This is a genomic window from Marinobacter salexigens (assembly GCF_002806945.1).
Taxonomy (GTDB): Bacteria; Pseudomonadota; Gammaproteobacteria; order Pseudomonadales; family Oleiphilaceae; genus Marinobacter; species Marinobacter salexigens.
Genome location: NZ_NIHC01000007.1, coordinates 181,593 through 208,502, shown reverse-complemented (window position 1 = coordinate 208,502; position 26,910 = coordinate 181,593). Strand labels below are relative to the sequence as shown.

24 protein-coding genes are annotated in these 26,910 nt (G+C 52.0%); 12 read left to right on the top strand and 12 right to left on the bottom strand.

Annotated elements, in window-relative coordinates; genetic code table 11:
• Window positions 1–204 precede the first annotated feature (204 nt).
• Together CDH47_RS14730 and CDH47_RS14725 are read left to right on the top strand one after the other, a co-directional pair.
• On the top strand, window positions 205–1,512 hold the full coding sequence (locus tag CDH47_RS14730) for an ATP-grasp domain-containing protein (RefSeq protein ID WP_100640705.1): 1,308 nt from the start codon (window positions 205–207) through the stop codon (window positions 1,510–1,512).
• Window positions 1,513–1,627: 115 nt separating this feature from the next.
• A complete protein-coding gene (locus CDH47_RS14725) occupies window positions 1,628–2,431 on the top strand; it encodes an alpha/beta fold hydrolase (protein ID WP_100640703.1) in 804 nt (267 codons plus the stop codon).
• Window positions 2,432–2,499: 68 nt separating this feature from the next.
• On the opposite strand, the gene CDH47_RS14720 is transcribed toward CDH47_RS14725, so the two are convergent.
• Genes CDH47_RS14720 through CDH47_RS14710 form a run of 3 tightly spaced genes read right to left on the bottom strand, consistent with a single transcriptional unit; the run spans window position 2,500 to window position 4,681 of the window.
• Complete coding sequence (locus CDH47_RS14720; protein ID WP_205077595.1) at window positions 2,500–2,949, bottom strand: helical membrane plugin domain-containing protein; 450 nt, start codon at window positions 2,947–2,949, stop codon at window positions 2,500–2,502.
• A 14-nt stretch (window positions 2,950–2,963) separates the two neighbouring features.
• Window positions 2,964–4,154: an NAD(P)/FAD-dependent oxidoreductase gene (locus tag CDH47_RS14715; RefSeq protein ID WP_100640701.1), complete on the bottom strand. Its 1,191-nt coding sequence runs from the start codon at window positions 4,152–4,154 to the stop codon at window positions 2,964–2,966.
• A gap of 44 nt (window positions 4,155–4,198) precedes the next feature.
• A complete protein-coding gene (locus CDH47_RS14710) occupies window positions 4,199–4,681 on the bottom strand; it encodes an iron-sulfur cluster assembly scaffold protein (protein ID WP_100640699.1) in 483 nt (160 codons plus the stop codon).
• 210 nt (window positions 4,682–4,891) lie between these two features.
• Here CDH47_RS14710 and CDH47_RS14705 point away from each other — a divergent pair, with 210 nt between their 5' ends.
• Window positions 4,892–5,206: a high-potential iron-sulfur protein gene (locus CDH47_RS14705; RefSeq protein ID WP_100640697.1), complete on the top strand. Its 315-nt coding sequence runs from the start codon at window positions 4,892–4,894 to the stop codon at window positions 5,204–5,206.
• Window positions 5,207–5,349: 143 nt separating this feature from the next.
• On the opposite strand, the gene CDH47_RS14700 is transcribed toward CDH47_RS14705, so the two are convergent.
• Both CDH47_RS14700 and CDH47_RS14695 read right to left on the bottom strand, forming a co-directional pair.
• On the bottom strand, window positions 5,350–5,976 hold the full coding sequence (locus tag CDH47_RS14700; protein ID WP_100640695.1) for an ATP-dependent zinc protease family protein: 627 nt from the start codon (window positions 5,974–5,976) through the stop codon (window positions 5,350–5,352).
• On the bottom strand, window positions 5,973–6,548 hold the full coding sequence (locus CDH47_RS14695; RefSeq protein WP_100640694.1) for an acyl carrier protein phosphodiesterase: 576 nt from the start codon (window positions 6,546–6,548) through the stop codon (window positions 5,973–5,975). The genes CDH47_RS14700 and CDH47_RS14695 overlap by 4 nt, the downstream gene beginning before the upstream one ends.
• Window positions 6,549–6,786: 238 nt before the next feature.
• Between CDH47_RS14695 and CDH47_RS14690 the strand changes: the two genes are divergently transcribed.
• Window positions 6,787–8,199, top strand: coding sequence for a TrkH family potassium uptake protein (locus CDH47_RS14690; RefSeq protein WP_100640692.1), 1,413 nt, complete (start codon window positions 6,787–6,789; stop codon window positions 8,197–8,199).
• An 11-nt stretch (window positions 8,200–8,210) separates the two neighbouring features.
• Here CDH47_RS14690 and CDH47_RS14685 read toward each other — a convergent pair whose 3' ends face one another.
• The gene (locus tag CDH47_RS14685) at window positions 8,211–8,870 is read right to left on the bottom strand and encodes an alpha/beta hydrolase (protein ID WP_100640690.1); all 660 of its coding nucleotides are present in this window, start codon (window positions 8,868–8,870) and stop codon (window positions 8,211–8,213) included.
• A 40-nt stretch (window positions 8,871–8,910) separates the two neighbouring features.
• Window positions 8,911–10,104 carry a 1-acyl-sn-glycerol-3-phosphate acyltransferase gene (locus tag CDH47_RS14680; protein WP_100640688.1) on the bottom strand — a complete coding sequence of 398 codons (1,194 nt, stop codon included), beginning with the start codon at window positions 10,102–10,104 and terminating at the stop codon, window positions 8,911–8,913.
• 189 nt (window positions 10,105–10,293) lie between these two features.
• Here CDH47_RS14680 and recQ point away from each other — a divergent pair, with 189 nt between their 5' ends.
• A complete protein-coding gene (recQ, locus tag CDH47_RS14675) occupies window positions 10,294–12,162 on the top strand; it encodes a DNA helicase RecQ (protein ID WP_100640686.1) in 1,869 nt (622 codons plus the stop codon).
• Window positions 12,163–12,183: 21 nt separating this feature from the next.
• On the opposite strand, the gene CDH47_RS14670 is transcribed toward recQ, so the two are convergent.
• Window positions 12,184–12,738, bottom strand: coding sequence for a DUF4442 domain-containing protein (locus tag CDH47_RS14670; RefSeq protein WP_100640685.1), 555 nt, complete (start codon window positions 12,736–12,738; stop codon window positions 12,184–12,186).
• A gap of 80 nt (window positions 12,739–12,818) precedes the next feature.
• Window positions 12,819–14,705, bottom strand: a complete 1,887-nt coding sequence (locus tag CDH47_RS14665) for a methyl-accepting chemotaxis protein (RefSeq protein WP_100640683.1) — start codon at window positions 14,703–14,705, stop codon at window positions 12,819–12,821.
• Between the two features lie 113 nt (window positions 14,706–14,818).
• Here CDH47_RS14665 and CDH47_RS14660 point away from each other — a divergent pair, with 113 nt between their 5' ends.
• The 4 genes from CDH47_RS14660 to selD all read left to right on the top strand — a co-directional run bounded on the left by CDH47_RS14660 (window position 14,819) and on the right by selD (window position 19,804).
• On the top strand, window positions 14,819–16,339 hold the full coding sequence (locus tag CDH47_RS14660; protein WP_100640681.1) for a GNAT family N-acetyltransferase: 1,521 nt from the start codon (window positions 14,819–14,821) through the stop codon (window positions 16,337–16,339).
• 116 nt (window positions 16,340–16,455) lie between these two features.
• Window positions 16,456–16,854, top strand: a complete 399-nt coding sequence (locus CDH47_RS14655; RefSeq protein WP_100640679.1) for a hypothetical protein — start codon at window positions 16,456–16,458, stop codon at window positions 16,852–16,854.
• Between the two features lie 38 nt (window positions 16,855–16,892).
• On the top strand, window positions 16,893–17,528 hold the full coding sequence (locus CDH47_RS14650) for a helix-hairpin-helix domain-containing protein (protein ID WP_100640678.1): 636 nt from the start codon (window positions 16,893–16,895) through the stop codon (window positions 17,526–17,528).
• Window positions 17,528–19,804, top strand: a complete 2,277-nt coding sequence (selD, locus tag CDH47_RS14645) for a selenide, water dikinase SelD (protein ID WP_100640676.1) — start codon at window positions 17,528–17,530, stop codon at window positions 19,802–19,804. The genes CDH47_RS14650 and selD overlap by 1 nt, the downstream gene beginning before the upstream one ends.
• 2 nt (window positions 19,805–19,806) lie before the next feature.
• Here selD and senB read toward each other — a convergent pair whose 3' ends face one another.
• The gene (senB, locus tag CDH47_RS14640; RefSeq protein WP_100640674.1) at window positions 19,807–20,793 is read right to left on the bottom strand and encodes a selenoneine biosynthesis selenosugar synthase SenB; all 987 of its coding nucleotides are present in this window, start codon (window positions 20,791–20,793) and stop codon (window positions 19,807–19,809) included.
• 201 nt (window positions 20,794–20,994) lie between these two features.
• On the opposite strand from senB, the gene CDH47_RS14635 reads away from it, so the two are divergent.
• The 3 genes from CDH47_RS14635 to CDH47_RS14625 are packed head-to-tail and all read left to right on the top strand — an operon-like array spanning window position 20,995 to window position 24,003.
• A complete protein-coding gene (locus tag CDH47_RS14635) occupies window positions 20,995–21,870 on the top strand; it encodes a putative selenate ABC transporter substrate-binding protein (protein ID WP_193601664.1) in 876 nt (291 codons plus the stop codon).
• Window positions 21,870–22,520, top strand: a complete 651-nt coding sequence (locus CDH47_RS14630; protein ID WP_100640672.1) for an ATP-binding cassette domain-containing protein — start codon at window positions 21,870–21,872, stop codon at window positions 22,518–22,520. The genes CDH47_RS14635 and CDH47_RS14630 overlap by 1 nt, the downstream gene beginning before the upstream one ends.
• A 16-nt stretch (window positions 22,521–22,536) precedes the next feature.
• Window positions 22,537–24,003, top strand: coding sequence for a PhnE/PtxC family ABC transporter permease (locus CDH47_RS14625; protein WP_100640670.1), 1,467 nt, complete (start codon window positions 22,537–22,539; stop codon window positions 24,001–24,003).
• 27 nt (window positions 24,004–24,030) lie between these two features.
• On the opposite strand, the gene CDH47_RS14620 is transcribed toward CDH47_RS14625, so the two are convergent.
• Both CDH47_RS14620 and cls read right to left on the bottom strand, forming a co-directional pair.
• Window positions 24,031–25,440, bottom strand: coding sequence for a MipA/OmpV family protein (locus CDH47_RS14620; protein ID WP_161494494.1), 1,410 nt, complete (start codon window positions 25,438–25,440; stop codon window positions 24,031–24,033).
• Window positions 25,441–25,473: 33 nt separating this feature from the next.
• Window positions 25,474–26,904, bottom strand: a complete 1,431-nt coding sequence (gene cls / locus CDH47_RS14615; RefSeq protein ID WP_100640666.1) for a cardiolipin synthase — start codon at window positions 26,902–26,904, stop codon at window positions 25,474–25,476.
• Between the last annotated feature and the right edge of the window lie 6 nt (window positions 26,905–26,910).

Here is a 26,910-nt window from a genome sequence, read left to right as displayed (position 1 = left end):
GCAAATTTGGCGAGCGATAGTCACAATTTCGGACGGCCCAACGAAGCGCTCAAGTGGTTTTCAAGGCGAACTATTCCGGTGGATTCGTTTTCAATTACAACTAATCAGACTATATTGAGACTCAGAGCACGACTATTTCGCTCAGTTGCTTGGTGCGTTTCATCGTATGCGCCTTGTCTGGGTTATCAGCAAGGAGATCAGTGAATGTCGATAGCATCGGAAAAACAATTACCCACAGAGGTACAGGCTTGGCTCGATCCGGAGCTGGACTCGGTTAAAGGAACCGAGACGCCCAAGGATCCGAACAAAGGTTACATCGCGCTGCTCGGCTGGAGTGTCAATGCGATTAAGGCGGCGCAAAAGTTCGATCGTCGTTACATCGTGGTTGCGCCGGAGTGGGCTGCGGACTTCTGTACCGCAAACAAAATACCCTTCATCCCCTGGGATTTTCTCCGTTTGAATGATCGGTCTTACGAGATCGCACAACGGCTGAAGGAGGAAGGTGTGGATGTCGCCATTCCTCTATTCGAGGAGACCGTCGAGTGGTCAGGGGCGATCAACTCCGTACTCCTCGATAGCCCTCGCATGTTCGGCCAGTCCATTCTGTTCCGCGACAAGGCGTTAATGAAACGCCGTGCCCAGCTTGGCGGTATTCGTGTCGGCATTTTTGAGGAGGCCCACGAGAAAGATGACATCGTCCGCTTCATGAAACGGGTCAACCAGACACTGCTCAAGCTTGACGGCGACCCGGACGACCCGATTCACGTCAAAGCGTTCGACAAAGCTGGTTGCCTCGGGCATCGAATGATCCGCAAGGTCGAAGAAATCGACTCCATTCCGGCTGAAGATTATCCCCTGCTTATGGAAAGCCATCTGGATGGCTGGGAGTTTGCGGTCGAGGCCTGGATCCACGATGGCAAAATCAAGTTCCTTAATATTTCCGAATACGTAACCCTGGGCTACTCAGTATTCGTACCCGCTACCGATCAGCTTGAGAGCTGGCGCAATGCCATCACCAAGCAAATCGAACTGCTAATCAAGACCTTCGAGATAAAATTCGGTTTGATTCATCCGGAGTACTTTGTCACGGCGGATGGCGAGATGTACTTTGGCGAAGTTGCTTACCGCCCGCCAGGTTTCAAGGCTTTCGAGCTTATCGAGAGAGCATACGGATTCAGTGCGTACCAGGCCTCAATGCTAGTGTTTGATCCAAAAAGCACCAAGGAGGAAGTGGATGCCTTCTTCCCACGGGAGGTGGTTGACGCCAAGGGCTACGCAGGTTGCTTCGGTGTCTATCCAAGGCGCCGCGTAGTCAGCAAACTGGAAATGCCCAAGGAAACCATTGAGCACCCCTACTTCGAGTCGCACGAGCTAGTGGCCCCGGTCGAAGAGACGGTTCCTGACCGGTCGGCCTTCGGAACCCATTGGGGGCTGGTCTTCTTCTTTGGTGACGACCCGATCAAGATGCGGGACCTGCTGAAAGCCCAGGAAGATCTGGACTTCTACGTTTAGGCATTCGGCTCAGAGCGTCTGGTTAGTGGTACACTAACCAGACGCTCGCAATACCCATTCTCCAACACTCTAAAACTACCGGAAAACCAGTAGGATCAACCGGAATCATAGACCAATGCCTTTGCTATCTACCCACCAACGCTTCGTTTCTACCCCAGCTGGCGACATCTATACAAAGAGCTGGACGCCGGCTAAAAGCTCCTATGCTTCAACTTCAGCGCCTGTTGTACTTTTTCATGACTCGCTCGGAAGCGTCGAGCTGTGGCGTGATTTCCCTGAAAAGCTGGCGCTATCTCTTGGTCGCCAGGTTATAGCGTACGATCGACCAGGCTTTGGGCGCTCGTACACCCGAACGGATAAACTGGAATCCGATTTCATTATTAACGAAGCAAGTGGGCCATTTGCGGCAATACGTGCAGAGCTTGGCATTACAGATTTTATTGCCCTTGGCCACAGCGTCGGTGGTGCCATGGCGGCGGTATGCGCAGTTTCCTTCCCTGACCACTGCGTTGCGCTCATTACGGAAGCGGCCCAGGCATTTGTTGAGGACCGGACGGTGGACAGCGTTCGGGCTGCAGAGCAGGTTTTTTTGCAAGATGGCCAAATAAACCGGCTCAGGAAGTATCACGGCCATAAGGCCGAGTGGGTTCTCGGGGCATGGACGGGTATCTGGCTCTCTAAGGACTTTCAACACTGGACATTGAAAGATACCCTGAAAAAGGTTCGCTGCCCTGTTCTTGCTATTCACGGCGAAGACGACGAGTTTGGATCAGGTGCTCAGCCTCAATCGTATACCTCTTTGCCAGCAGGCCCCTGTGTTATGGAACTTCTGCCGGATTGCGGGCATGTTCCTCACAGGGACAAGCTGGATGTTGTAACTGCCGTAATTGCAGATTTTTGCGCGCAGTATGTAAGCTGAAAACACCATAAAACATCCGGACGGCGGCAAGTTGGCCTTCGCGACCCACCCGCCCGGGCCCCTTCAATTTAATCCTCAGGTATCGGTCCGTTAGCGGCTTTGGATTGTCTCCCGAGCTCTGCGGCCAGGTTGATAGCCATACTAAGGCCGCGCCGGGCATCCTCATCTTTACTTAAGCGACGCAAGCTTTGCCAGACTGTCGGCGGAGTTTCGTCACGAGCGGCCTGGGCCGCTGCGTATCTCATAGCGTTGCTTATAGCCCAAGCGCCACCAATACCTTCTTCGTAAAGTGCCATCAGCTTTTGGACCATGGCATCATCAGCCATCTCGATTACGTCAGATGTCGCTGCGAGCAAGTCAATTATGTTATGGAGCCGCCTGCCCTGTATCAGCGGGGCAGCTTTGGTGATCAGATCTGAAAGACCGTCCAGTGTTGCTTGATCCTGAAGCTCCGGTGCGGTTTCCAGTAATTGTTCAAGCGACTGGAGTTCTGTGATTGCAGTGGACTCATTACTCATTTTTATTCTCCTTGTCAGACTAAACCACGGGCGACCGACCAGTAAACACCTCGGTTAAATCCCTTGCGCATCAACCCACCAATCTTGGTGGGTGGTGTGGGTATGACATCCACATCGTAGTCGTACCAGAGCGGCATGCCCACTTCCATGCCCATTTGCGCAATCGCCTGCACTCTTCCATCGTATTCGGCGGGGGTTTCACCAAAACGCATCAGGCCTGCAATATTGTTGCAGATTACAGGTGACTGGTTATGACAGCTTCCACCTGCCTTACTGATAGGAAGATCCACCGTATCGCCCATTACGAATACGTTTTCATAGCCTTCCAGTTGCAATGATTGGCGATCTGTCGGCAGCCAGCCTTCGTTGTTCGGCGCCTCGGAGACACCTGAATTCAGAACCGCATCCACGGCTCGAATGGGCGGGGTTTGCATCAGAATATCGAAATCCTCTTCCTCTCCTTCCTCAGAAATGGCCACCTTGCGCTCGGGGTCAACACTCGCAAGCGTAAAACCACGCTTGTACTTGATATCCTTCGATTCAAAAATGGACGGTAGAACCTCACCGGTATCTTTCTGTAAGAACAGGCAGTTACGGACAAGCTGTGAGATGGTGGGATAGGTATAAACAATTTCTATCTGGTCTCTTACACCTCGTTGACGCAGAAAATCATCAAGCATCAGGGTGGTTTCCATTGGCGCGATGCCACACTGGTGTGGAACGTTTGGCGTTGTCGGGAAGGTTACGCCGATGAATACCCGCCCCTTTTCGATGGTCGAGATTTTCTTGTAAAGTTCCCGTGCGGGGTCGTGCTGATAGAAATGATTACCGGCCTCTTTAAGGCCTTCTATACGCTCTGGTGAGGGGATGCAGCCGGTTGATACGACAAGATAATCGTAATCATGAACCTTTCCTGATGACATCCGCAGGCGGCTTTTCTTGAATTCAAATCCTTCGACCTCGTCAAGAATGAAATCAATTTCCGGGCGTAATAATGAGGCTTGGGGGCGCCGCAGCTCGTTCTTATAAAACGCGCCAAACGCGACGTACATGAAGGCAGGTTTGTAATAGTGCCATGGACTATTGGAAATCAGGGTAACTCGTGCTTTGCCCCTGATTATCTCCGGGTAGAGCTTTGCGACCAGGTTATTTGCGGTCATTGTGCCGCCAATACCTCCGCCAACCACAATGATATTTTGAACCATGATATATCTCCTTCTGGGATATAAATGCTTCTTGTTTGTTATTTTCAGAGTTTGCCGTTCCCCCCTCCTTCTTGTTGCGCAAAAAGTTCCTGTAGGGCCCGAAAGGGCAATAATGCGGAATCGTGGCGCGACGGCATGGATGCCGCGTGTTGAAAAATCGCTAATTCGGGCCAGATTAACGTGTCTTTGGAGGGAAGATGGTTATTGAGGATCTGTTCGAGCTGTGACTGGACAACCTGAACGTCTCCAGCATTCAGGCCCTGGGCGCGCTGATACACTATTGCCGTTGTCGCCTGCCCGAGCGAGCACGCCCTGACCCTGAAGCCCAGTTCCTTAACCCTGCCTGCTTCAATTACCGCATCAAGTGTGAGCCGGCTTCCACACAGCTGCCGGCTGTGCACAGTAGTTGTGCGAACGTTTTCTCCTGACAGCCTGCGGTCACGCCGCACCTTGGTAATGTAGCGCTTCAGGCTGAGCACGAAGTCTTCCGCGCTGAGCGTGCTTCCCACACTCTGCACACCACTCAAGGTTTCACCTCACACATCTGATAGCTGCATATAACCAACATATTAGATCGATGAACAAAAAGCGAGCAACCTCAGCCCAAGTTTGCGTCAGCTTGGTATTTGAAGTTCGAAGTGTTACGACCTAATATCAAAGTTATTGATATAAAGCGCTACAAGTGTTAGATAATAATCAGTAGTGTTAACTGGCACACAGACAAATGAGGAGAGATCATGACTGATCAAAGTCGTCGCAAGTTCATCCGTCATAGTTTACTCGGTATAGCTGCATTACCTTTGGGCGCAAGCGTGCTGTCTCAGCGCGTGCTGGCACAAGATCTCCCGCCACTTGAAACTTCTAACGCACAGGCCAAGGCTCTGAATTATGTCCTGAAAGCCGAGGAAGCCAGCGGTCACGCGGCTTATGAACCGGGCGAAACCTGTGCGAACTGCATGTTCTTCCAGGAAGCCAACAACGGTTGTACTCTGTTCCCGCAAAACAGTGTTGAGCCAGAGGGTTGGTGCTCGGGGTGGGTCAAGAAGGCCTGATTATCGCAGCCATTTATTCTCACTGACAGAAGTTCGGGGCGGGTTGTGTTGCAGGATTATACTGCAACCTGCCCCGATAGAGATTTCTTTCACTCCTGTTTTGGCTGGGGTGCTGCGCGTAAATATTGAGCCCTGTCTAACAATCAGGTTCGCGTGTCAGCCTTTATGATTTTTGCCTGGTGCCGTTCCACGAGTTCTTCCAAGCCCATGTATTCACAGTCCTTTTTGGCGATAAAACTGTTTGCAGAATCGATCAGTATATTGTCGTCACTCATAAACCGACGGCCGAGCAAAACCGGGTAGGAAAAGTTGCCCCTGTCTGTCAATGAAAACTGGGTTGTGTGGTTGGTTCCCGCAATGCAAAAATCCATCATAACCACGTAACGCCTTTGGGATGGCGCTCCTTTTCGCTTGATCAGCACCGTGCGCTCTATCGGTCGCACCAATTCCAGAATGACCTCTTCGTGATCAATACTACCTTCATCTTCTACAGGGTGATCCTTATGGTCGGCCAAGGGGATTTCGAATTTCACCCATTTCTGATTGTCTTGCTTGAACTCTTCTACATTCACCGCGTGCAGCGATGACGTTTTGGCACCGGTATCCAGCCGGGCTTTGAGCCTTAAACCAGTGTCGTTCATAACAACCCACTCAACAAACCCCAGGGCCTCAGGAGCCGGGGAGTCAGCAATATCAGGCGTTGTTTCTGCCAAGGGTACCGCTGGAATAACAAGTGCCGTAGCAAGTGAGAGCGATTTAATAAACCTCATGAGATTCTTCCTGCAAATTCTTGTAAATCAGGGAAAAATGATAAGAAGTGACCTTCAAGTTCTGTGTGTAGCGGCCGTATTTCGTTAATGATTCCGGCGAACGAGTTCTGGAAGCGGATACGCGCGGCGACTCTGTCGAGGGCAAAACCGATGTTATCGAGATCGCGATAAGAACCGAACCAGTCGTGGGCAACCAAATGCCGGGTTGTTCGTGCCATGTCGGGTGACATGAGACTTTCGTTGCTCTGAAGTTCGGCATATACGGTATTGATAAAGGTGCTTTGGTCGGTGTCGGTAAACTGGCTCCAGTGCTGCAAAAGGAAGTGGTCATACAAAATATCCAGGGCGACACCTGCAAATCTACGGCGCTGGGCGGAAAAAAGTCGTTTACTGGCCAAGACATCCGGGTGCTTGTCGGTAAAGCTGTCCACTGCCAGGTGGTGGCGAATACCTAGCCGCACAGAATCGGGGAGTGCTGCCAAATCCACACCCCTTGTAAAATCCCCCAGCACACTCCCCACCCGCGCTTCGGGCGAGTCTGGTGCAAGAAAAAGGTGGGCGAGATGGTTCAATGGTGGCTTCCTGATTCGGTTCAATGGCTGTGTGCTAATGAGGTTGCATCAATCCGCACTGTTTTTCCACATCCAGTATTGCTATAAACCACTTACTGACTGTCTTTTAATGCCCGGGTAATCCGGGAGTTATCTTGCGAACAGGCTCTCCCACAGGTATTCTGACGCCCTCTCTAGGTTCAGCTGGTTCGGGCATCCATTGAGAAACCTATACCCTGTTATTTTCATAGTTAGTCTCATGTTTGTGCTGCTAAGCATATTCATGACGCTGCCGGTGTTTTTGCTGCTCGGCTCGGATGCGCCGAATGCGAACTCGTTTGTTGAATCTGCTGCTATTGTTTTCGGCATTGGCATGCTGGGCATTGTCACGACTTACCGTCAGCCCCGGGATTTGAAACCCCGGTACATGTTTATTCTTACCGTGTCATCCTGGTTCATCATTGCCCTGCTTTCTTCTCTTCCTTTTTATCTCAGCGATGACGGCATTTCTGCCGCAGACGCTTTTTTTGAGGGTGCTTCCGGTATTACAACCACTGGTGCTACGGTGTTCAGTGGTCTGGACACGATGGATAGAGATCTGCTTCTCTGGCGCTCGATTCTTCAGTGGATAGGCGGGATAGGGATAATCGGAATGTTCGTAGCCGTGCTCCCCTTCCTGCGCGTTGGTGGAATGCGCCTGTTTGCCACGGAGTCTTCAGAGTGGACAGACAAGGCTCTTCCCAGAATGAAAACCCTGAGTCGCGGCCTGCTCTTTGTCTACATAACCTTTTCTACAGTCGCAGTACTCACCTACTGGCTATCGGGTATGACTCCGTTCGATGCCTTTAACCACGGTTTAACCAGTATTGCCACTGGCGGTTTCTCCACATCGGATTTGAGTATGGGCAAATTCAACGATTTGATTCTCGTAGAAGCCTCATTTTTCATGATGATTGGCAGCCTGCCATTTTTCCTCTTTGTCAGAGAGCTTCACGGTCAGCGTGGTGTGTTGTTCAGGGATCAGCAGGTCAGGCTGTTTCTAACCATATTGCTGGTTGTGCCGGCGCTACTCACACTTTACCGGTGGGCCGTATCACCCGTGCCTTTTGATCCGGTTCACAATTATATAGCTACTTTGTTTAACGTTACCTCTGTGGTGACTACAACGGGTTATGCGTCGGAAGACTATTCGGCTTGGGGCCCGTTGGCGTTTGTGCTTTTTTTCTTCCTGATGTTTATCGGCGGATGCTCCGGATCGACATCAGGAGGTATGAAAATTTTCCGCTTCCAGCTCTCTCTTATCATTCTTCGAGAGCAACTTATTCGCTTGCTGCACCCAAGGGCGGTGCTGACTCGTAACTACAATGGCCGGGCAGTCAGTGACGATATCATTGCCTCGATGATTGCCTATACGTTTATCTTCCTGCTCTGCCTGTTACTGATAACAGTCGCTTTGGCTGCAATGCAGCTCGATTTCATAACGTCGCTGTCTGGAGCGCTAACCGCTCTCACCAACGTAGGCCCGGGGCTGGGTGACATCATAGGTCCAGCGGGAAACTTCGGCCCCCTGCCCGATCCCGCCAAGTGGATTCTGGCGGTGGGCATGCTGATGGGGCGCCTGGAGATACTCAGTGTGGTCATAGTGCTTTCACCAGCATTCTGGCGTAGCTAATAGCTGATTTTTCAGAGAGCGTGCTTGCGAATAAAGCGCCCAATCTCCTGAACCTCCTCAAGGCACACGCTGTGTTCCATGGGAAAGGTCATATAGTTTGGCTCGTAGCCCATTTCTTTGAGTGTTTCCACACTGCGAACACCAAGTGCTTCCGGAACCATCGGGTCAAAGGTGCCGTGATAAATGTTGATCGGAATGCCTGCGTTTGCTTCGGAAGGCTTTACGGTTGTCGCGGTGGCGAAGTAGGTGGAGAGTGCCAGAATACCTGCCAGACGTTTCGGATATGTCAGGCCCAGTTCGTAAGCAACCGCCCCACCCTGAGAAAAGCCGGCAATAATGATGTTCTCTGAAGGAATGCCGCGCTCGATTTCCCGGTCGATCAGCTTGCCCACTGCGCGGGCCGAATCCATTAACTGCCCTGTATCTACAACGCGGTCAATATCCATTGCCTTGATGTCATACCAGGCCGGCATGGTCATTCCACCATTGATGGTAACCGGCAAGTTGGGTGCATGGGGGAAGATAAAGCGCACCGCTGCATCGTCTGGCAAGCCCAACTCCGGAACAACGGGTTCAAAATCATGTCCGCTTGCACCAAGGCCATGCAGCCAGATAACAGCAGCTGTGGGGTTGGCTCGGGTTTCCAGTTCAATATATTGAAGATCCTGCACGCAGTACCTCGTTAATCTGAAGGGGGAATGGTTGTCCGGATTACTCCGGTGCATTTAACTTGGCGTTTGCATCCAGTGCGCTTTGAACCGGATTAGCATACATGTCCAATAGATAGGGTCGAATTGCCGGATCACAAGCGGCCAATCTACTTTCCATTTGCTCGCGAGCGGTCTGAATGTCGGCTTCTGACCAGTTACTGGCGGTTACCACTGACTCCCGAACAACATCCAGGCTGTTGCCACCATTAGTGCCCTGATCACGCATCTCGTAGGCGATCAAGTTAGAAGCGTGCAGGCGATAATTGGCGTGAACCTCCGTGTCGATCACCGCGGCAAGTTCTTTGGCGGTCTCCGGCGCATCAAGAATCGGGGCGCCAAAATGCACGTGCACATGGCCTTTGAACTGGGTCAGCCCTTTCATGATCTGTTCTGTATCTTCGCCTTCTGCTTTCTTATAGCTGCCGGAGCGGGCCTTGGTTTCCAGTTCTCGAGCTTTGTCAGCATCACAGGGGTCATATTCATAGGAAATGGAAACGGGAACAATGCGGAGCTTGTTCATGGCTTCAGCAAAGCTCAGCCCGCTTTTTTTGCAGCTCATGTAGAACATTTTTATGATCGCCGCATCGGTAAAATCTCGGCCGTCTTTGGCGCGCCCTTCCCGCTGAGCGATCCAGATGTTCTCGTTATTGGCAACGCTGTGATTGATAAAGCCAGAGAGCGTAAGGTAGGCGTCACGCATTTCCCGGGGGCTTGTCATGTCACGGCGAACAATAAAGCTTTTGTTCAGCCGCATCATTTCGGCAAATACACGGTTGGCAAGCAGGTTGTCGCCAATGGCTATGCGGGTTGTTCGCAGGTCGTTATGGAACAAAAGATAGTTCACCACCATAGGATCAAACACAATATCCCGATGGTTGGATATGAACAGGTAGGCGCCCTGTTTGCTCAGCCTTTTCAGGCCGCTGGTGGTTACACGGGCGGTTGTGCCTTCAATCAGCTCACCGATATAGCCAGAAAGCCCAGCTTGCAGATCGTCTACCTGGGCAAAGTGGCCGAAGCGGCTAGACAGCCAACGTCGCGTAAAGAATCGCAAAGGTGCTGGAGCCCAGCGAGCCAATAATGGCGACTTGAACCGCCCGACCATATCCAGAAACTCCGGGTCGTTAACCAACCGTTGAATTGCCGGGCCGGTTTCTTCGTCCGAATAGGGACGGATGGCGTCAAATTCCTGCATGGGTGCCCTGTTGTTGTGTGTAACTGTTGCGTTAGTGAGCCATTAACCTGTGCTTAAAACCGCGATATTGTAGCGGTTTCCCCTTGGATTTGCTTCCCAAAACACGGCTTGTCCGGCCATTCCTTGTGGTGAATCTGATATGATCCGCTACCTGACTACACCCCAGATTCGCGATTGACCGGTTATTCTATGTATCCCGACCAGGATTTTGAACAGCTTTCTGCCGTGAGACCCACCACATCAGGCAGAAGCCCCGAGCAGGTTTTACATGAGGTGTTCGGATATGAGTCCTTCCGGCCACTGCAGGGGGATATTATTCATGAGCTGATTTCCGGTGGTGATGCCTTGGTGCTCATGCCTACGGGCGGCGGTAAGTCTCTCTGTTATCAGGTGCCTGCGCTGGTTCGTTCCGGTACTGCCGTCGTTATCTCGCCACTGATTGCCTTGATGCAGGATCAGGTAGCGGCATTGCGCGAGTTGGGTGTAAAGGCAGCCTTTCTCAATTCCACGATGGATTTTGAGCAGGCCCGCGCCACCGAGTATGCACTCAGTACGGGTGAGCTGGATCTTCTTTATTGTGCGCCGGAGAGGCTTATACAGCCCCGCACACTTCAGCTCCTGCACGATGCTTCCATTTCTTTGTTTGCCATTGACGAAGCCCATTGTGTGTCTCAGTGGGGGCACGACTTTCGCTCTGACTATCTGCAGTTGGCAGTGTTGGCAGATGAATTCCCGGCGATTCCCCGGATTGCGCTAACCGCAACAGCAGACGAGCGCACCCGCAAGGAAATCGCTGAGCGACTGTCCCTCACAGAAGCGCGGCATTTCATCAGCGGATTTGACCGCCCGAATATTCAGTATCGTATTGCGCCAAAAACCAACGCGAACAAGCAGTTGCTGGATTTCATTAAAGCAGAGCATGAAAGTGATTGCGGTATCGTATACTGCCTGTCTCGTAACAAAGTGGATGCCACAGCAAAAATGTTGGCGGAAAAGGGCTACACTGCACTGCCCTATCATGCAGGCCTACCGGCTAATGACCGGGCACGCAATCAGGAACGCTTTCTGCGTGAAGAAGGTGTGATTATTGTTGCCACCATCGCCTTCGGCATGGGTATCGATAAACCCGATGTGCGTTTTGTGGCCCACCTTGATCTACCCAAAAGCCTGGAAGCCTATTATCAGGAAACGGGCCGCGCCGGGCGTGATGGCAAACCTTCCACCGCCTGGATGGTTTATGGCCTGCAGGACGTAATCAAGCTTCGACAAATGCTGGAAGCTTCCCAGGGTAATGACCACTTCAAACGTATTGAACGGCAGAAGCTCGATGCCATGCTCGGCCTTTGCGAAGTAACCAAATGCCGTCGGCAAGTGCTGCTGAACTACTTCGGGGATAACCTTGATGCGCCCTGTGGCAATTGCGACACCTGTCTCACACCGCCTGAAACCTGGGATGGCACTGTGGCGGTGCAAAAAGCTTTGTCCTGTGTTTTCCGCACTGGCCAGCGCTTTGGTGTTACCTACCTGATAGATGTCTTGCGCGGCTCCGAAAATGAGCGGGTTATGCAGTTTGGTCACCATCAGGTATCAACTTACGGAATTGGAACAGAACTTTCTGTTAATGAATGGAAGTCGGTATACCGCCAACTGGTGGCTAACGGCTACCTGCGGGCAGATCCCGAAGGCTATGGCGCATTGCAGCTGACCGAACAGTGCCGGCCACTGTTGAAAGGCGAGCAGAAGGTTGAGCTGCGCAAGGATCCGATTGTAAAAAAGGCCGTCGGACGATCTTCCGGAAACAGAACTGGCAGTACGGTGAAAGACCAGATAACCGATCACGTGGGATGGGAGGCGCTTCGGGCCTGTCGCAAGGAGCTTGCGGAAAAACAGGGAGTGCCACCCTACGTTATCTTCCACGATACAACTCTGTTCGACATGCTTGAACGCAAGCCTAAAACCCTTGATGAGCTTGCCAGTGTAAGCGGCGTCGGGGCAGCAAAACTGGAAAAATACGGCGAGATATTCCTCGCCGCTATTGCCGGGCTTGATCCAGCCTGAGGAAATTTCTCAGGCTGTGTTTTATGCAGCGGGCTTGAAGCCCTTCTTGCGAACCCGATACTGAGCGATGGATGTGGCTACGTGGTTGCCCTCCATATCGCGCAGTTCACCGGTGAGGCTGAACTTTGCCCGCCCAGTGGCATCGGCATCCGCGAGAATCCCTGCAACTTCCTCCGGTGATAGCTCGAACTCTACGGTAACATCCGAATTGGCAGGCAGCAGAAACTCCAGAGTCATTTCTTTCAGGATCGGTGTATAGGCTGGGCCAAGATCAAACAGTGTCAGCACACCTCCTGGGATTTCCGCCACAAGAAAGTAAGCTCCGGCGTACAGGCTGCCAAAGTGGTTCTTGTTACCCTTCAGCTGGATACGCGCTCGCACGTATCCCGGGCGAACCTCTTCAACACTGAACCGGTTCCGGGGCGCAAACGGGATCGAAAGTCCTATAAGGCGATTAACGGCTGCGTAGCCTCCGGTTTTCTTCAGCCACTCAACCGGTTGGGCCAGAGTTGCTTTGGGGTCCGTGGTGGAAATCCATTGTCCCGTTACCCCGATAATACTGTCTATTATGGCCACTACTGTGCTCCTGTGATTTGGTTGTGGCAGATGATTGCAATGCCCGGCGCGCATCGAGTTGCTGAGCGAAAAAGCTTGGGTCATACCCTGAAACGGGATACGTTTCCATCAAGAACCTGGCCTATCTGTTCGATATGCCCGCTATAAACGTCGTTCTCGCTGGCTGCTGCCGCCGCCTCCTGACCCTGATCAGCGATACGCGTAATCGAAGAGTTCAACTCTTCAGTTACCGAGGTTTGCTCTTCCGAAGCGGTCGCAATCTGTGATGTCATCTGGCTTATCGCTGTAATAGCCTCGGCGATCCGGTTCAGAGAATCCATGGCGTCCTGAGCTTTTTCCATGCTGACGTTAGACACCGCCGTCGAAGCCTTCATTACCTCTACCGCATCATCGGCGCCTTTTTGCAGGCGCTCAATCATGCTGTTGATTTCTTCTGTGCTGGATTGGGTGCGTCGGGCAAGGTTTCTCACTTCATCTGCAACCACTGCAAAACCACGGCCTGCGTCCCCTGCTCGCGCAGCTTCAATAGCAGCGTTCAGAGCCAGCAAGTTGGTTTGCTCCGCGATACCCTGAATAACCTCCAGCACGGTTGTAATGGAAGCAACATCCTGACCCAGCGCATCAATGACTTCTGCAGCTGAGCTTACCTCGTCAGAAAGCTGACGGACAGCGTCCCGCGAGGCAGACACAGTTTCGAGCGAAGCGCGGCTGTCGTCATCTGCGGTATTGGCTGCATCGGCTGTTTGCTGGGCATTTTGTGCTATCTCATTGGCAGCGGCAGACATCTCGTTAATTGCCGCGGCAACCATATCTACTTCCGCTTGCTGCCCCTCAACACTGCTGCGGCTGGCCTTGGCGGTATTCCTTAGGGCCGTTACATTCGTGGCCAACTCGCTGCTGCCCTGCTGCACTTCTCGAACTACGTTCTGGATCTTCTCTACAAACTGGTTAAAGCTCGCGGCCAGTTGGCCGAACTCATCCCGGCTACTGTCGTCCAGGCGTTGAGTAAGGTCCGCATCGTTTGAACCTATGTCGGCCATGGCAGCATTCAGCCTGCGAACCGGAGTCATAAGTATGCGGATGCCGAAATGCAGAATAAGCAGAGACACCAGAAGCCCAATAGCAGCAATAATCACACTGGTGATGATTGCACCACGAACCGGAGCTGTTATTTTGTCTTCATTCACAAAGGTGCCCAAATACCAGTCAACGCCACGGGCCTTGCTGATTGAGTGGAAGCTGGCGCTCCAGAGCGTGTCGTCCTGCTCATAGCGGTTCGTGCCTCCTGCCAGTTTTGGGGCTTCACCGAGGAGCGAGCTGATATTCTTACCAATAAAGCTGCGGTCCGGATGGTACAACACAGTCCCTTCGCGGCTGATAAGCGCGGCATAACCCGTACCTGCCAGGTTAATGACAGACAGCATTTGATCGATAGCATTCAGTGTAATATCGGCACCTGCAACGCCTTGATACGCCCCCCGCTGTATGGGGGCAAATGTTGAGATGACCATCTCGCCGGTTGCTGCATCGAGATACGGTGAAGTAAAGGATGAGCGGCCAAGTTCCATGGCTTTTTTATACCAGGGACGCGGGCGAGGATCATAGCCTGCGGGCAGCGTCTCGCTGTCGGCCTGGGTTTTCATCAACATGTATCCGTCGGTACGACCCGCGTATACATCCTTGAAATTGCCACCGGTTGCAATTGCCAGGAGCAACGTACGGGCCTGATTGTCGTCGGCGGCTGTTTCCAGCGCCTTGGCCGTTGCCTCAGTCATCACAAGGCGGGTATTGAGCCATTCAGCAATGCTGGACGTATTTTGTTCCGCTGTATTTTCAATCAATGAATCCACATAGGTTTGCGACGTTTTCTGCAACCGGATATTGCCGGAGATCGTAAAAGCCGCCATCACCAATATGAGCAGAATACTGAAGGGAACCAACAGTTTTTGACCAAATGTAAGATGCACTATGCGCTCCTGAGTTTGTTTCCAAGATTAACGGCTGCCTGTGCGAACTCTTTAATACCTTCTGATAAACTTGCAGGCATATAAATCCCATCGCACGACTGGAGTTCCACTGAATGGCTCATGAAGAACTGCACCTAAACCTCCGTAACTTGAAGCTTGATGACTACGAACAACTTCAGGTGCTTATGGATCGCGTTTATCACGACATTGGCGGTGCGTGGCCAAGAGACACCATCAAAGCATTGGTGGAACAATTTCCCGATGGGCAAATCTGTATAGAGGACAATGGCCAACTGGTTGCCGTTGCTCTAACGGTTTCTGTGAAGTACGAACGTTTCAGTAACCCTCACACTTATGATGATCTGATTCTGAGCAATGAGCAGATCCGGCATAATCCAAAGGGCGACTCGCTGTACGGGCTGGATGTATTCATACATCCTGAATATCGCGGTTACCGGCTTGGCCGCCGGCTGTACGAAGCTCGTAAAGAACTCTGCCGTTCAATAAATCTGCGTGCCATTCTGGCTGGTGGGCGCATACCCGGCTACCACAAGTATTCAGAGCAGTATTCACCAGCTGAGTACATTGATCGCGTTGACCGTAAAGATATCTACGACCCCATTCTGAGTTTTCAGCTATCCAACGATTTTCAGGTTACCCGGTTGATGCATAAATACCTGCCGGAGGATGAAAAATCCCTGGGGTATGCAACCTTGCTGGAGTGGCGGAACATTCTTTATACCCCGCCCTCCTCTGTATTGAACGAAAAGAAAACCCAGGTTCGTATGGGTGCCGTTCAGTGGCAGATGCGTGAGTTTGCATCCGTTGAGGAAGTGCTGGAGCAGGTTGAGTACTTCGTGGATGCACTTTCTGATTACAAAAGCGACTTTGCGCTCTTCCCGGAGTTTTTCAACGCCCCCCTGATGGGGCTTACTGACCAGGTGGATCAAACCCGGGCCATACGCTTTCTTGCGGGCTTCACGGAGCAGTTCCGGGATCGAATGTCGGATATGGCGGTGAGCTATAACATCAACATCATCACGGGTTCCATGCCTTTGCTCGAGAACGACCGGGTCTACAACGTGTCTTACCTTTGCCATAGGGATGGCCGTGTAGACGAGCAACGTAAAATTCACATTACGCCACACGAGCGACGTGACTGGGTTGTAGAGGGAGGCAACCAGTTTGAGGTGTTTGACACTGATTCAGGGCGTGTCGCAATCCTTATCTGTTACGACATAGAGTTTCCGGAACTGGGGCGTATTGCTGCGAGCAAGGAAGTAGACATAATCTGCGTGCCCTTCTGGACAGATACAAAGAACGGCTATTTGCGGGTTCGTCATTGTGCCCAGGCCAGGGCAATTGAAAACGAATGCTATGTGGTGATCACCGGTAGTGTCGGCAACCTGCCAAAAGTTGAAAACCTCGATGTTCAATACGCTCAGTCATCGGTTTTTTCACCCTCAGACTTTGCCTTCCCCCACGACGCCGTGATGGCAGAAACAACGCCAAATACCGAGATGATCATGTTCTCGGACATGGATCTGGAAAAGCTTACGCTGGTGCGTAATGAGGGGTCTGTTACCAATCTTAAAGACCGCAGAATTGACATGTATGAAATTATCACACGGTAGATGTTGAAGAACTGCCTCAAAGGTTTATCGTATGACACTGATGGCGTTGCAAAGCCTGTTGTCAGTGTCTATTGTTTAATCAATACCAAGTCAGCCTCTGCAGAGACTCTGTGTTCATGAATGAAGCGTTGCCCGATCTTGTTGCCCAGTTCACTATTCGGCACGGCCTGTTCCGCAGGGAGCGGGTTGAGGCTGAGCTTTATGAATTGGACTCTTATGGCTGCGTTATGAAAACAGACAAGGTGTTCAACCCCGGCGACACTGTTACGCTGGAACTGATTATGGACATGCCGTTTGATAAAATTCGAGCGGAGAATGTGCAAGGTTTAATTACCGAGCGCCGGAAGCACTGCAGTAACTTTTTTTACTCAATTGATTTTGCCGATCTGAAGTCTGGCGGTGACACCACTCTTGATGAAAAAATGCGTCGTATCAGAGAGGTGCTTTCCAAAAAGCAGTCGTTGAAATCACGACGATCCTCAGGTTCCGTGCCCGGCATGCGGCATATGGCCTGATTATTATCCGTTCTACCCGTCTGCAAGGAGACAGCATCATGGCAAAAAATGCCAAATCGAGCGTTGATAAAATCGTAAAGAAGGTCAACAAGGAATTTGAGAAAACGTCTACCCAGATCGAATCCCTGATCAACGATGCAATGAGCCATTTTGATAGCCTGCAACATCAGGTACAGGACCCGGTGCGAAAACTGCTGAAAGAAGTTGATGAGCTTCGCGAGCGCGAAATGAGGCGGATTACTGACGAATTTGAACGCCGTTTGGACGAATTCAACGAATTGCAATCCAGCATACTTGAGCGTTTAGGCGTCGCCTCTAAAGAAGACATTCGCAAAGCCGAGAAAGAAAGCAAAAAGCAGCTTAAACAAAAACCCGCAGCCAGCACGCCTGCCAAGAAATCGACGACCAAAGCAGCTGAACCAAAAAAAGCCGTAGCTAAAAAGCCCGCTGTCAAGAAAGCGGCTGCGCCCAAAGTAAAAAAACCAGCGGACAGAAATGATCTGACCCTGATTAAAGGTATAGGGCCTGCTACAGCCAAGAAGATGAAAGACGCCGGTATTACGTCGATCGATCAGATTGCGAACCCATCGCCAGATGATCAGGAAAAATTGAAAGCCTTCTCCAGTATCAAGGGTTTTGATCAACTTACGGCTGAAGCCAAGAAAATCAACTGATGCATTCGCCTGACCAGCCTGTATTACGGGACATAGTCCTGATTGGCGGTGGGCATAGCCACGTCGGTGTACTGAAACGGTTTGCAATGAAACCCGTTCCCGGCGTGCGCTTAACCCTTATCTGCCGCGACACACACACGCCCTACTCCGGAATGTTGCCAGGCTACGTGGCGGGGCATTACAGCTACGACGATGTGCACATCGACCTTAGCCGCCTGGCGGAATTTTCTGGCGCTCGCTTCTATCGCTCTGAGGCTATCGGCATTGATCGCAAAAACAAACGGGTGATCTGCAAAGGTCGGCCAGATGTACCTTATGATATTTTGTCGATTAACATAGGTTCATCCCCCAGGGTAAATGAGGTTGAGGGCGCGGCTGAATTTTCAGTGCCGGTAAAGCCTATCACAGGCTTTAACAATCGCTGGCTCACACTGCTTTCGCGCATTGAAAACCACGAAGGCCCGCTCACGATTGGTGTTGTTGGGGCGGGCGCGGGCGGTGTAGAGCTGACGCTGGCAATGCAGTACCGTTTGAAAAACGAACTGGAAAAACGCGGCCGCGATTCCGGACAACTGCACTTCCATTTGTTTGATTCCTCCGCCCGGATTCTACCCACCCACAACGCAAAGGTTCGGGAAATTTTCCGAAAAACCTTATCTGATCGTGGGATAAAGGTTCACCTTGGGTCTCCTGTAGAAAAAGTGAGCGAAGGGCTTTTGCAGACAGCCTCCGGAGAAACCTTGCAGGCGGATGAAGTCCTTTGGGTAACGAGAGCTGGCGGCCCTGCATGGTTGCAGGACACTGGTCTTGCACTGGACGATGGGTTATTCCTGCGAGTACGGGATACCTTGCAGGTTGAGAATGACGATAGCATTTTTGCTGCAGGTGATATCGCTAACGTGCTTAATCATCCTCGCGAAAAGGCGGGGGTGTTCGCTGTCCGTCAAGGCCCGCCATTAGCAGACAATCTCAAACGCATGGCACTGGGCAAAGCCCCTAAAGATTTCCATCCACAGAAGAAATGGCTTGCACTGATTAGTACCGGCGATAAATATGCCGTTGCCTCCAGGGGCGACATGCAGTTTGACGGGCCACTGGTTTGGCGCTGGAAAGACTGGATAGACCGCCGGTTTATGGCAAAGTTTACGAATCTTCCTCCCATGGAAGACTCAGCCGCTCTGCCCGATACAGCCGCTGCGCAAAACCCGGAGGAAGCATCCCAGGCAATTTCTGCAGTGGCCATGCGCTGCGGTGGTTGTGGAGCCAAGGTGGGAAGCACGGTGCTTTCACGGGCGCTTGGTGAACTCCGCCCAATAGATCGGGACGATATTATTATTGGGCTGCATGCGCCTGATGACGCTGCAGTACTAAAGGTTCCCCCGGGAAAAGCTGTAGTACATACCGTCGATTTTTTCCGTGCCTTTATTGATGACCCTTACACGTTTGGCCGCGTTGCTGCCAACCATGCATTGGGTGACGTGTTTGCCATGGGGGCTGAAGCCCAGAGTGCGACCGCAGTGGCTACGGTACCTTACGGTATCGAACCTAAAGTAGAAGACGTGGTTTTCCAGATGATGTCTGGTGCAGTGGACGTGCTGAATGAAGCCGGCTGTGCGCTGGTTGGTGGTCATACCGGTGAAGGTCGTGAACTTGCTCTGGGCTTTGCAGTAAATGGCCTGATCGATCCGGATGAGGTGATGAGCAAAGGCGGTTTGCGCGCAGGTGATGTCCTTATCATCACGAAACCGATTGGAACGGGAACCTTGTTCGCGGCGCACGCCCGACTGGCAGCCAAAGGCCGCTGGATAGATGCTGCCCTTGAATCCATGGTGCAATCGAACAAAGCTGCCGCAGACTGCCTACGACGCTTCGGTTCTAAAGCCTGTACCGATGTGACGGGGTTCGGTTTGCTCGGCCATCTGGTTGAAATGACTCGACCATCCGGAGTTGACGCGGAGCTGGATCTTTCCACCATACCTATTCTGCCAGGTGCAGAAGAAACCGCGGCGGCGGGAATACTTAGCTCCCTTCAGCCGGCAAATATACGTTTGCGCCGTGGTATTCGCGATCAGGAAAAGTGGGTCAACCACCCTCGCTATCCTTTGATCTTTGACCCACAGACCGCCGGTGGCTTGCTGGCAAGTATTGCGGCAGATCAAGCAGAAGAGTGTATCCGGGAGCTCAAAGCCCTTGGTTACCCGCACACTGCAATCATCGGCCGGGTTACGCCCCAAAATGAGACCGGGCCAATCGAGCCCATCACTCTGAGAGAATGAACTTAAGGGGTGTTCCCGTGGCAGCGCTGCACTGCAAGTGACAGCGCTTTCTCCAGGGATTCCAGTTCTTTTTCGGGTGTGAATTGACTGGCTAATTGGCTCACCTGCATGCGTAATTGCTCAACGAACCTGGAATCATTTTCTGCCCGCTTAAGCGTGTCTGCCAGAGCTTGGGCATCGCCCACCGGGTAGTAACCTGCATAATCCCTCCCAAGCAACCCGATATTGCCGGAAATGTTCGATGCAATCACGGGCAAGCCAGCTCGGCAGGCTTCCGACACCACGTTTGCCCCACCCTCCATAACAGAGCTCAATACCATTAGTTGACTGCTGGCCATCAGGTTTTTGATGTCGGCCTTATCCAGCTCGCCCAGCCATCGGAATCTTGTGTTTTCCAAGGCCTCTTTGTTGGCCAGCTTTTCCCAATGAGCATCGTAGGCCTTGCCGGCGCAGGAAACTCTGATACGGGAGTCTGCAGGCAACAATTTTGCAGCCATCGCCGCCCGCAAAGAATCCTTTTCATCCCTTAGGTGCCCGATAACGCATACATCAAAAAAAGCGGACTTTGACGCCAGTCCCGTCACTTGTTCGCCTGGTTTATCCGCAGACTGAAAAAGCGTAACCAGTTTGTCTCGAAAAACCTCCGGAATATCATTACCCACAAGCGCGTGCAGGCCAATCAGCACATCGGCTACCTGCATGGAATAGAGCGTTTGGTTGGGGTATTCGTACTGGTGCTGGTAGATATCGGTTCCTGTTAAAGCCACCACCAAAGGTTTATCGGGCCAGGTGCTTCGGAATAAACGGACAGCCTCATAACTGCGCCAGGCATGCAGCGCAAGAAAAAGATCACAGGGCTCGCCATGATAAACAGTAACGACTGACACATTGTGCCCTGCATTATCCAGTAATGCCTGCCAACGCTCTGCGGTCGCCCTGTTGCCAGCTTTCGAGCCAGGGGCTGCCGGCGTGATTATGATTATATTCATAGATATCTTTGGTATAGCCTGATCGTTTCAGGGCCCGAGTGAAATTTTGGTAGTATTGCTTGGCGCATGCCAAGACCAAGAATAGTGCCCTTATACTTGACCTATTTAAACCCGTAATTCGTATAGCTGTTCAGGAGTAGCGGCAATCAGGGTATTCTGCATTTTTGCCATATCAATCACATAACCAATCAAGGATTTCAAATGGCTTTGAATCTTATACGGAAGTTGATGGTTTCCAGCTTGTTTTGCGTCACAGCTGCTACAGCGTCGGCGGAGACATTTGTATTTACAGCAATCCCGGATGAAGACGAAACCAAACTGGTTGAGCGGTTTCGCGGTGTGGCAGATTACCTCTCTGAACAGCTCGACGTTGAAGTGCGCTACATCCCGGTGAAATCCTACGCTGCTGCGGTGTCCGCGTTCCGTAATAATCAGGTGCAGCTGGCGTGGTTCGGTGGCCTTTCCGGTGTGCAGGCCCGCAGGCTGGTGCCAGGTTCTGAAGCCATCGCTCAAGGTGTCGAAGACGAAGCGTTCGAGACGTATTTTATTGCAAATACCAACACTGCCATCAAACCAGCTGACAAACTTAGCGATCTGGAAGCACCTTTGAAAGGCAAAACCTTCACCTTCGGTTCCAAGGGTTCAACGTCTGGTCGCCTCATGCCAGAGTTTTATGTGCGCGATACATTCAATTCCAAACCTGAAGATTTCTTCTCTCGGGTTGGTTTCAGCGGCAACCACACACGTACCCTTCGCTTGGTTGAGGCCGGTACTTACGATGTAGGCGCACTCAACTTCCAGGTTTGGGAGAAAGAGCTGGGTGACGGAAACATTGATACCGATGCCGTTCAGGTAATCTGGAAAACACCTGCCTACCCTGACTACCAATGGACCATTCGTGGTGATGTAAACGACCGGTTTGGTGAAGGCTTCAAGCAGCGGGTTACCGAAGCACTGTTGAACCTGGACAACCCGGAGCTGCTGGAAAGCTTCCCGCGTTCAGGCTTTATCCCTGCCAACAATGACGACTATGAGCCGATTCGCAAAACAGCCGAAGAGATTGGAATCCTCGATTAATGTCAGGCTTCGACCTCTCTGGCCTTACGGCTTCATTCAGTGGCAAGCGGGTTATAGGCCCGCTGTCGCTGCAGGTTAACCCCAGCGAAAAAATTGCGCTCGTGGGTAAAAGCGGTGCGGGCAAATCTACCCTCATTCGGCTTATCCATGAACGGGTTAACCGGGATTCTTCACTTATCCCGCAAGAGCTGGGTTTGGTGAGTGCCCTGTCTGTGTTCCATAACGTATATATGGGGCAGTTGGATAAGCATGCCACCTGGTACAACACAGTTACCCTCGCACGCCCCTTCGCTAAAGACCGCACTGAAGTAAACAGCTTGCTGCAGTCACTTGGCATGACCGAAAAATTCTGGACCCCCACAGCGTCTCTGTCGGGCGGTCAGCGCCAGCGAGTTGCCATTGCCAGGGCGCTGTATCGTAATGCACCGATGCTGCTGGCAGATGAACCGGTTTCGGCGCTGGATGGGCCTATGGCGCATTCGGTAATGGCACTGTTGCGAGATGGCTTTTCAACCAGCATTATTGCGCTGCACGATGTGGAACTGGCGCTGAAATACTGCACCAGAATTGTTGGCATACAGGATGGTCAAATCGCCCTGGACGATACTGCCGAACGCCTTGCGGCTTCAGACATCATGTCTCTTTACTAGGTAAACCGGCCGTTTCATGCTCTCTTCCCCAACGGTTCGTACCAGCCTTGTTTTTCTCGCCATTGCCTTGGTGGGACTCCTGTTTGCCGATATTGCCATCACGGCATCCAACCCCTGGCGAGACCTGGGCAACTTCTTTCTGGGAATCCTGACCCCCAATTTTTTCAGCAGCGAAGGGCTGTTGACCGCTCTGTTAAGAACGGTTGCTTTCGCGTTTGTTGGTGTGGCGCTCGGTAGTATTGCCGGGTTCCTACTGGCTCTGGTTTACCGGTTCTTGCCGGTGCGCATGTTCTGTGCCTTTGTGCGTGCCATTCACGAACTGTTCTGGGCGCTGATTTTTCTGCAGTTCTTTGGGTTTCATCCACTCACAGGCGTGCTGGCTATTGCTATCCCCTACGCGGGCATTTTCGCCAAGGTGTATTCGGAAATTCTGGAAGAAGCCGACCCGGAACCGGGTCGGGCATTACCACCAGGCACCGGCAACATCTCCGCGTTTCTCTACACTCGCATCCCCGATTGCTGGGTGAAAATGCGCACCTATACTGCTTATCGCCTTGAGTGCGGTTTACGCTCCAGCGCGATTCTTGGTTTTGTGGGCTTGCCAACACTCGGCTTCTACCTGGAAGCGTCCTTCTCCCAAGGCCTGTATTCCGATGCTGGCGCCATGCTGATTCTGTTTTACGTGCTGATTGCCACCATGCCACTCTGGGTGCGGCCAAAGCTTCTCCCCGTATACATTCTTGGCGCGCCCTTCTTTCTTGGCGAGGGCTTACCCATTGTCTGGGGCAACGTGCAGCGTTTCTTTACCGAAGACATAGTGCCTGCACCGTTGCGCAATGGAGAGGGCCTGGCGGGTCTTACGCCCTGGCTGAATGATTTGATGATTAACGAGGCCATGCCCGGCATCTGGAACACCATTGTGCTCACCCAGATCGCCCTTGTGGCGACCGGGATACTATCGCTGCTGGCATTCCCGTTGATTTCCAATCACTTTGGCGGGCCCATCAGGCGCAACGCTGGCCATGTTGCATTGGTCATTGCGCGCTCTACACCGGAGTACATCCTGGCCTATATTCTGTTGCAGCTCTGGGGGCCATCCATGTTGCCGGCAGTTGTAGCTTTGGCTTTACACAACGGCGGCATTATCGGGCACCTGATAGGTCGGCAAACCAACTCGATCAAGCTTCGCCCAGACGCAGCAAGCGGGCTTAACCGATATGGCTGGGAGCTTGTGCCACGGGTTTATCGTTCATTTTTAGCGTTCTTGTTTTATCGATGGGAAATCATCATGCGGGAAACCGCTATTCTGGGGATTCTCGGCATTTACACTTTGGGCTTCTATGTCGACAGCGCCATACAGAACATCCGGTTTGACCGTGCCATGGTACTGATATTGGTCACCGCCTTACTCAACATAGGTGTTGATACCCTCGGGCGGTATATTCGCCGCAAGCTTGCGCTACAAACCATGCCGACCTGCTAGTGCAAAGCCACGTACACAGGCAAGCTTTTAGCGCTTGCACTCTATATGGCCAGTCACCATATCCGACCCGCCTGAAACACTGCCCAGAATGTCCGATTTAGCAAAGATTCCCGAGCGGTGCAGTAATGAAATGCCTACGTAGCAGTTACTTACGGTCTTGTTTTCAGTAAACAGGCGAAGAGGCACATCAAGCTGGCCCTCGAGGTAATTTAGAAAACGTGAGGTATTGCGCTCCCGCTTTGCCTGTTTAACCTGCTCTACATACGGAACTTCCGTGGCATAAGAAAAGCCAAAACCAATACCAAACCGGAACCACTCCTTCGATGACCAAGGCGGGTTCGCCGGGGTCATGGCCATCACATAGGCGTTGTATTCACCGAAATCATCCTGGTATCCATTTTCGAAACGCCGGTTAAGCGACAGCCTGCCCCAGTAGTCAATATACTTGCCATCAGAAATCAGCTTTCCCAGCGTTAAGCCGGCCATATAAGCATGAATATCTTCGCTGCGTTTGAGCGTGCCTGTTAACGTGCGCGTGAATGGCCCCTCTGCCTGATAGCCGGAATTCAGGCGCCAGGACCACTCGCCTGAGCGCTCCTCCCGATTTCGCTTGGTTGAGTCATCCAAAGCGTTACCGAACAGATAGGCAAAACCGAATGTCGCAGAAACAAGCTGCGACTCGTCCACGAGTGGGCTGTTGTAAATTTCACTATCCACGTGTTGGGATGCAACGTTGGTAAACAGCAATAAGCGGTTGGTTGCCTGGTAGGTGGAGTTAACACCGGCACGCCAGAAAACCGCCGAATCTGGCTGATAGACAGGCCTGTCAGCCCTGGCCTCATTGGCATCAACGCCATAGTAATAATCGGTAAGATCGCTGTCCTGATACACATAGCTGACAAACGGCGTGAAAGACCAGCTGCCAAGCTCCCAACCGTACGAGTAAGTAAAGTCCCATTCATAACCGTTGTGAACACCAAGAACGTCATTTGCCCAAGTTGAGGAAAATGAGCCCCAGTCGGTAAGGATGGTGGCGGAAAAACCCATATCGACCGTCTGCTCCCTATCGCTGATGCCGTTGAAATAGGGTGTGGCATCCGATTCAAGCCGATTAAAGCGGTACTTGGCGAGCGCGTCGATATTTAACCAATCCGATTTAACAAGGTGTGCTCCCGCTGACGTTCCATGGGCAAATAGCCATTTGCCTTCGTAGAGATAGAGCGGGATAAGGTCTGTTTTATTATCGTTGAGCACCCCAGATATATTATCCACGCCCGCATAAGGGCTGGTGCCTCGGCGCAGAGCCGCTCCAAGGCCAACGGTGCCTTCTGGTACTTTGTGAACGATTGTTCGGGTATCCGGTAGGCTGGCGTAACCATCACCCGCGGCAAAACAAAGGCTCAGGCAGACACTGAGTCTGGTCAATCTATGCTGCATTTTGTGTATCCAGAATGTCGCTGGTGCCATTCGTTATAAAACGGGGCCAATGGTTGCGATAACGTTGTGCCAAATCCGTTCGTGATAGTGCCAGGCAAGAACCTCTGGCAAAGTGACCACTTCGGACTGGCTGATGTAGGTATGCTGACGCTCCGTGATGGCCTGTGTTATGGCTTCATCTTGCAGAAGAATGTTGTTTTCGTAGTTCAGATCGAAACTGCGCAAATCGAGATTTGACGATCCAATCAGGCTGATTTTGCCGTCAATGGTGAGGGTTTTTGCATGAAGCAACCCCCCTTTGAACTCATGAATAACACAGCCGGCATCGAGCAGCCGGTGATAATAACTGCGACTGGCCGCCGCGACAATCCAGCTGTCATTAATTTTAGGGAAGATCAGAGCTACCTTTACCCCTCTGTAGGCAGCCGCGCACAAGGCGTCGAGAACCGTAGCGTCAGGAACAAAGTAAGGCGTAGAAAGGATCAATTCACTTTGGGCGCAAGCAAACAGGTTAGCAAAGAGATGCGGCGTGGCACCGTGACGTTCGGTTGGACCAACGCCCATAACCTGCGCTGGAAAACCTTCTTGACCACGCCCTGAGGATAAAGGAATGCCATCCAGTGATTCGTTGGTGGCCTGCATCCAGTCACTGGCAAACAGCAATTGATTTTGAACCACCACTGGGCCAGTAAATCTGAGCATGATATCCACCCAGGGGGCATATTTGGCTTTTACCAGAAACTCCGGATCTGCGGAGTTTCGGCTGCCGCAATAGGTGATGCGTGCATCAATCACCGTGATCTTTCGGTGGTTTCGAAGATCCAGACGGCTGGTCAGAATGGTGCGAATGGGATGTTTCAACGACAGTGCCACAGCCATGTGAACTCCCGCCTCTTTCATGCGCTGCCAGAGAGCGGAATTGATGATCGCGCGGGAACCAAGCCCATCTGCCATGGCACGACATACAACCCCCCTGTGGGCGGCACGAATCAAGGCCTCGGCAATCGCGTGACCGGTGTTGTCCTCAAGCCAGATGTAGTAAAGCACGTGCACGTGGTCTGTGGCCTCATCAATATCGGCCACCATCCTCGCAAGAGTTTCTTCTCCATCACTCATCAACTCAGCGTTATTGCCCGTTGATGGGTGGAAGCCGTTGATCGAACCCGCATAGCGAAATGCGGGCCGGTAAACCGGTTCAATCAGCGTCTCCGTGTTATCAGCATCGCCCATAAACCAGGAGGCTTTGGCCCTTATTTCTTGGAAGACCTCTTTATGCCGCTTGCTTGCGCGGTTGCCAATATCTGTTTCGCCGAACAGAAAATAAATGGCGCTGCCGAAGTAAGGCAAGAGGTTGAGAACAATAAACCAGGCCAGCCGCCCGGGAGGCGAGAGATCATCGCGGAGCAAAATCCGGATGGTAAAAGTAAGAACCAAAAGAGTATGCAGAACCAGAATAACCGTCATCAGGCT

What these genes read in the sequence shown, in the direction of transcription:
- CDH47_RS14650 (WP_100640678.1), top strand. Translation starts at nt 16,893, where the DNA reads ATGGCAAAAAATGCCAAATCGAGCGTTGATAAAATCGTAAAGAAGGTC.
- CDH47_RS14635 (WP_193601664.1), top strand. Translation starts at nt 20,995, where the DNA reads ATGGCTTTGAATCTTATACGGAAGTTGATGGTTTCCAGCTTGTTTTGC.
- CDH47_RS14660 (WP_100640681.1), top strand. Translation starts at nt 14,819, where the DNA reads ATGGCTCATGAAGAACTGCACCTAAACCTCCGTAACTTGAAGCTTGAT.
- recQ (WP_100640686.1), top strand. Translation starts at nt 10,294, where the DNA reads ATGTATCCCGACCAGGATTTTGAACAGCTTTCTGCCGTGAGACCCACC.
- CDH47_RS14715 (WP_100640701.1), bottom strand. Translation starts at nt 4,154, where the DNA reads ATGGTTCAAAATATCATTGTGGTTGGCGGAGGTATTGGCGGCACAATG.
- CDH47_RS14700 (WP_100640695.1), bottom strand. Translation starts at nt 5,976, where the DNA reads ATGAGGTTTATTAAATCGCTCTCACTTGCTACGGCACTTGTTATTCCA.
- CDH47_RS14620 (WP_161494494.1), bottom strand. Translation starts at nt 25,440, where the DNA reads ATGCAGCATAGATTGACCAGACTCAGTGTCTGCCTGAGCCTTTGTTTT.
- CDH47_RS14625 (WP_100640670.1), top strand. Translation starts at nt 22,537, where the DNA reads ATGCTCTCTTCCCCAACGGTTCGTACCAGCCTTGTTTTTCTCGCCATT.
- CDH47_RS14630 (WP_100640672.1), top strand. Translation starts at nt 21,870, where the DNA reads ATGTCAGGCTTCGACCTCTCTGGCCTTACGGCTTCATTCAGTGGCAAG.
- cls (WP_100640666.1), bottom strand. Translation starts at nt 26,904, where the DNA reads ATGACGGTTATTCTGGTTCTGCATACTCTTTTGGTTCTTACTTTTACC.
- CDH47_RS14690 (WP_100640692.1), top strand. Translation starts at nt 6,787, where the DNA reads ATGTTTGTGCTGCTAAGCATATTCATGACGCTGCCGGTGTTTTTGCTG.
- CDH47_RS14720 (WP_205077595.1), bottom strand. Translation starts at nt 2,949, where the DNA reads ATGAGTAATGAGTCCACTGCAATCACAGAACTCCAGTCGCTTGAACAA.
- CDH47_RS14655 (WP_100640679.1), top strand. Translation starts at nt 16,456, where the DNA reads ATGAATGAAGCGTTGCCCGATCTTGTTGCCCAGTTCACTATTCGGCAC.
- CDH47_RS14680 (WP_100640688.1), bottom strand. Translation starts at nt 10,104, where the DNA reads ATGCAGGAATTTGACGCCATCCGTCCCTATTCGGACGAAGAAACCGGC.
- selD (WP_100640676.1), top strand. Translation starts at nt 17,528, where the DNA reads ATGCATTCGCCTGACCAGCCTGTATTACGGGACATAGTCCTGATTGGC.
- senB (WP_100640674.1), bottom strand. Translation starts at nt 20,793, where the DNA reads ATGAATATAATCATAATCACGCCGGCAGCCCCTGGCTCGAAAGCTGGC.
- CDH47_RS14725 (WP_100640703.1), top strand. Translation starts at nt 1,628, where the DNA reads ATGCCTTTGCTATCTACCCACCAACGCTTCGTTTCTACCCCAGCTGGC.
- CDH47_RS14705 (WP_100640697.1), top strand. Translation starts at nt 4,892, where the DNA reads ATGACTGATCAAAGTCGTCGCAAGTTCATCCGTCATAGTTTACTCGGT.
- CDH47_RS14730 (WP_100640705.1), top strand. Translation starts at nt 205, where the DNA reads ATGTCGATAGCATCGGAAAAACAATTACCCACAGAGGTACAGGCTTGG.